This is a genomic window from Geminicoccus flavidas, assembly GCF_009806515.1.
In the GTDB taxonomy this organism is placed as follows: domain Bacteria; phylum Pseudomonadota; class Alphaproteobacteria; order Geminicoccales; family Geminicoccaceae; genus Geminicoccus; species Geminicoccus flavidus.
In genome coordinates, this window is sequence record NZ_WUJP01000115.1 from 1 (window position 1) to 3,432 (window position 3,432).

A 3,432-nucleotide genomic window follows, 5' to 3' on the forward strand; every position below is an offset into this window, starting at 1 on the left:
TCGCGGGGGCCAGGGCGGTGGTGCAGGCGCTGGGAGCGCTCACCTCGGGCGATCTTGCGGTGGCCCCCCTGCAAGCCTATTTTGAGCTATCCCGAGCCGACGATATGGTGTCCCAAGGCGCGCGCGGAGCGTGAATCCTGCTTCCCGAGAGTTGACTGAATGCTGAACAAGATCCCGATGACTCCCATGGGTCACACGAGACTGGAGGCAGAGCTCAAGCGCCTGAAGACCGTCGAGCGGCCGGCGGTCATTCGCGCGATCGCCGAGGCGCGCGAGCACGGGGACCTCTCCGAGAACGCCGAATACCACGCGGCGCGCGAGCGGCAGGGCTTCATCGAAGGCCGGGTCATGGAGCTGGAGGACAAGCTGTCCCGCGCCGAGGTGATCGACATCGCCACCCAGTCGGGCAGCAAGGTGATGTTCGGCGCCACGGTGAAGCTGGTTGACGAGGAAACCGACGAGGAAACCAGCTACCAGATCGTCGGCCCCGACGAGGCGGAGATCCAGCAAGGGCTGCTCTCGATTGCCTCGCCGCTGGCCCAGGCCCTGCTCGGCAAGGAGAGCGGCGAGACCGTGGAAGTCTCCACGCCGCGCGGCACCCGCTATTTCGAGATCCTCGAAGTACGCTTCGGCTAGAAGGAGCGAACCTGGTGGCGGCTGTCTCGCCGGTCGTCTGGGGGCTGCTGGACGACCGGCCCGGTCACGCCACGCAGGTTCTCGGCATCGGTGACGCCCTGCCCTGGCCCATGGTGGAAAAGCCCATGGGCTTCGGCTGGCTGTCGCGTCTGGACGTGCGGGTGCTGGGTGCTAGCGCACTCGGGCTGAACCGGGCGGCACGCGCGCGCCTGGTGCCGCCCTGGCCCGACCTCCTGATCACCTGCGGGCGGCGTTGCCTGCCGGTGGCCCGCTGGATCAAGCGGCAGGCGGGCGGGCGCACCCGGATCGTCCATGTCATGCGCCCGGCGGTCGCGACCGACATCGACCTCCTGGTGCTGCCCTATCACGACCGCAAGCTCACCAACGAGGAGGCCGAGGTCCTCCGGGTGACGGGCGCGCCGCACCGGGTGAACGCCGCGCGGCTGGCTGAGGCGCGGGCGCGGTTTGCCTCCCGGTTCGCGCATCTGCCGGCTCCCCGGATCGCGGTCCTGGCCGGCGGCCCTGCCCGCCACGTGCGCTACCGGCGCGACTGGGCCAGGGATCTCGGCCAGCGGGCCACTGCTCTCGCCCAGGCCAAGGGCGGCTCGCTGATGGTGACCACCAGCCGGCGCACGGGCAGTGCGGCCACGGCCGAGCTGGCCGCGACGCTGAAGCTGCCGCACCTGATGTGGAAGCCGGGCGACTCCGAGGACAATCCCTATCTGGGCATGCTGGCGCTGGCCGATGCGATCGTGGTCAGCGTCGATTCGGTCTCGATGATGAGCGAGGCCTGCGCCACCGGCGTGCCCGTCCATGTCTATGGCGGCGACCGGCTGGTCGGCCACAAGCTCAAGATGCTGGTGGCCAGGCTGTTCAAGGAGGGGCGGATCGTGGCACTCGGCGACCCGTTCGACCACGAGCCGCCTCCCCCGCTGGACGCCGCTGCCGAGGTGGCCCGCGTCGTCATGGAGCGCGCGGAACTGTGGTTCCCGATGGTGGGCCGTGTTAATGCCGCGATGTCGGAGGCGAGATGAACGAGCGTCATGCACAGGTGCTGGTGATGGGCGGCGGCCCTGCCGGGTACACCGCGGCCATCTATGCGGCCCGTGCGAACCTCAAGCCCGTGCTCATCCAGGGCATACAGCCAGGCGGCCAGCTCTCGATCACCACCGACGTCGAGAACTATCCAGGCTTTGCCGAGGCCATCCAGGGCCCCTGGCTGATGGAGCAGATGTCGGCGCAGGCCGAGAACTGCGGCGCCGAGTTGATCTTCGACTTGGTCACCGACGTCGACCTGTCGGTCCGGCCGTTCCGGCTCACGCTGGACGGCGGCAGCATCTTCACCTGTGACGCGCTGATCGTCGCGACCGGTGCCCAGGCGCGCTGGCTCGGCATCGACGCGGAGCAGCGCTTTATGGGCCACGGCGTGTCGGCCTGCGCCACCTGCGACGGCTTCTTCTTCCGCGGCAAGCGCGTCGTGGTGGTGGGCGGCGGCAACACGGCGGTCGAGGAGGCCCTCTACTTGGCGGGGCTGGCCGCCCATGTCACGCTGGTGCACCGGCGCGACCAGTTGCGTGCGGAGAAAATCCTGCAGGACCGGCTGTTCGCCCGGCCGAACGTCGAGGTGATCTGGGATTCGATCGTGACCGACCTGGCCGGCACGGACGACCCCAAGGGTGTTACCGGTGTCGTCCTCGCCTCGACCAAGGACGGTGCCCAGCGGCACATCCCCGCCGACGGGCTGTTCGTGGCGATCGGCCACGACCCGGCCACCGGCCTGTTCCGCGGCAAGCTCGCCATGGACGAGGAAGGCTACTTGCTCACCGAGCGGGGGCGCACCTTCACCTCGGTGGACGGCGTATTCGCCGCGGGCGACGTCCAGGACAAGATCTATCGCCAGGCCGTGACCGCAGCCGGCTCGGGCTGCATGGCGGCGCTGGATGCGGAGCGCTGGCTGACGGCCCGGGGAATGCACTGACGCCATGCCACCCAAGAGCAGCCAGGACAAGGACTTCTTCCGCAGCGAAGGGCCCGACTGGGACCGGATCCGTATCTTCCATTCGGTGGCAGAGGCCGGAAGCTTCACCAGGGCGGCGGACCGGCTGGGCCTGTCCCAGTCGGCGATCAGCCGGCAGATCAGCGCGCTCGAGGAGGAACTGGGTGCGGCGGTGTTCCACCGCCACGCCCGCGGCCTGGTCCTGACCGAGCAGGGCGAGATCCTGCTGGAGACCGCGCGCGAGATCGCGCGCAAGATGGCGATGACGGTCTCTGCCCTGCAGGAGCGGCGCGACGAGCCGGCCGGCCATCTGCGGGTCACCACCACGGTCGGCATCGGCACGGTCTGGCTCACCCACCACCTACCGGCCTTCCTGGACGCCTATCCGGACATCACCATCTCGCTGATGGTGACCGACGAGGATCTGGACCTCGGCATGCGCCAAGCCGACGTGGCGCTGCGCCTGACCAGGCCCACCCAGGGCGACCTAGTCCAGCGCAAGCTGATGACCTCGCGCACCCATATCTATGCCGCACCGGGCTATCTCGCCCGGCATAGCCTGCCCGAGAAGGCGGACGATCTCGACCGGCACCGGCTGATCGTCTACGGCGAGGAAGCGCCGGTGCCGTCGCTCAACTGGATCCTGCAGGCTGGCAGGGACGACGAGGTCCAGGGGCCGATGCGGCGGCCGACCCTTTCGGTCAACCATGTCTACGGCATGCTGCGCGCAGCCGAGGCGGGTCTCGGCCTGGCTTCCCTGCCGGACTATCTGGGCGCGCCGAGCAAGAACCTGGTCCGGG

The 3,432-nt window shown here is 69.3% G+C and carries 4 protein-coding genes; all 4 read left to right on the top strand.

Annotated features, from left to right (window positions below):
* The first annotated feature begins 162 nt into the window (after positions 1 to 162).
* Complete coding sequence (greA, locus tag EQG76_RS03105; protein WP_159710534.1) at positions 163 to 636, top strand: transcription elongation factor GreA; 474 nt, start codon at positions 163 to 165, stop codon at positions 634 to 636.
* Positions 637 to 650: 14 nt separating this feature from the next.
* Complete coding sequence (locus EQG76_RS03110) at positions 651 to 1,670, top strand: mitochondrial fission ELM1 family protein (protein WP_159710528.1); 1,020 nt, start codon at positions 651 to 653, stop codon at positions 1,668 to 1,670.
* The gene (gene trxB / locus EQG76_RS03115) at positions 1,667 to 2,614 is read left to right on the top strand and encodes a thioredoxin-disulfide reductase (protein ID WP_159710530.1); all 948 of its coding nucleotides are present in this window, start codon (positions 1,667 to 1,669) and stop codon (positions 2,612 to 2,614) included. Before EQG76_RS03110 ends, trxB begins: the two co-directional genes overlap by 4 nt.
* A 4-nt stretch (positions 2,615 to 2,618) precedes the next feature.
* Positions 2,619 to 3,432 (top strand): LysR family transcriptional regulator (locus tag EQG76_RS03120; protein ID WP_159710532.1); only part of this gene is annotated, 814 nt, incomplete at its 3' end.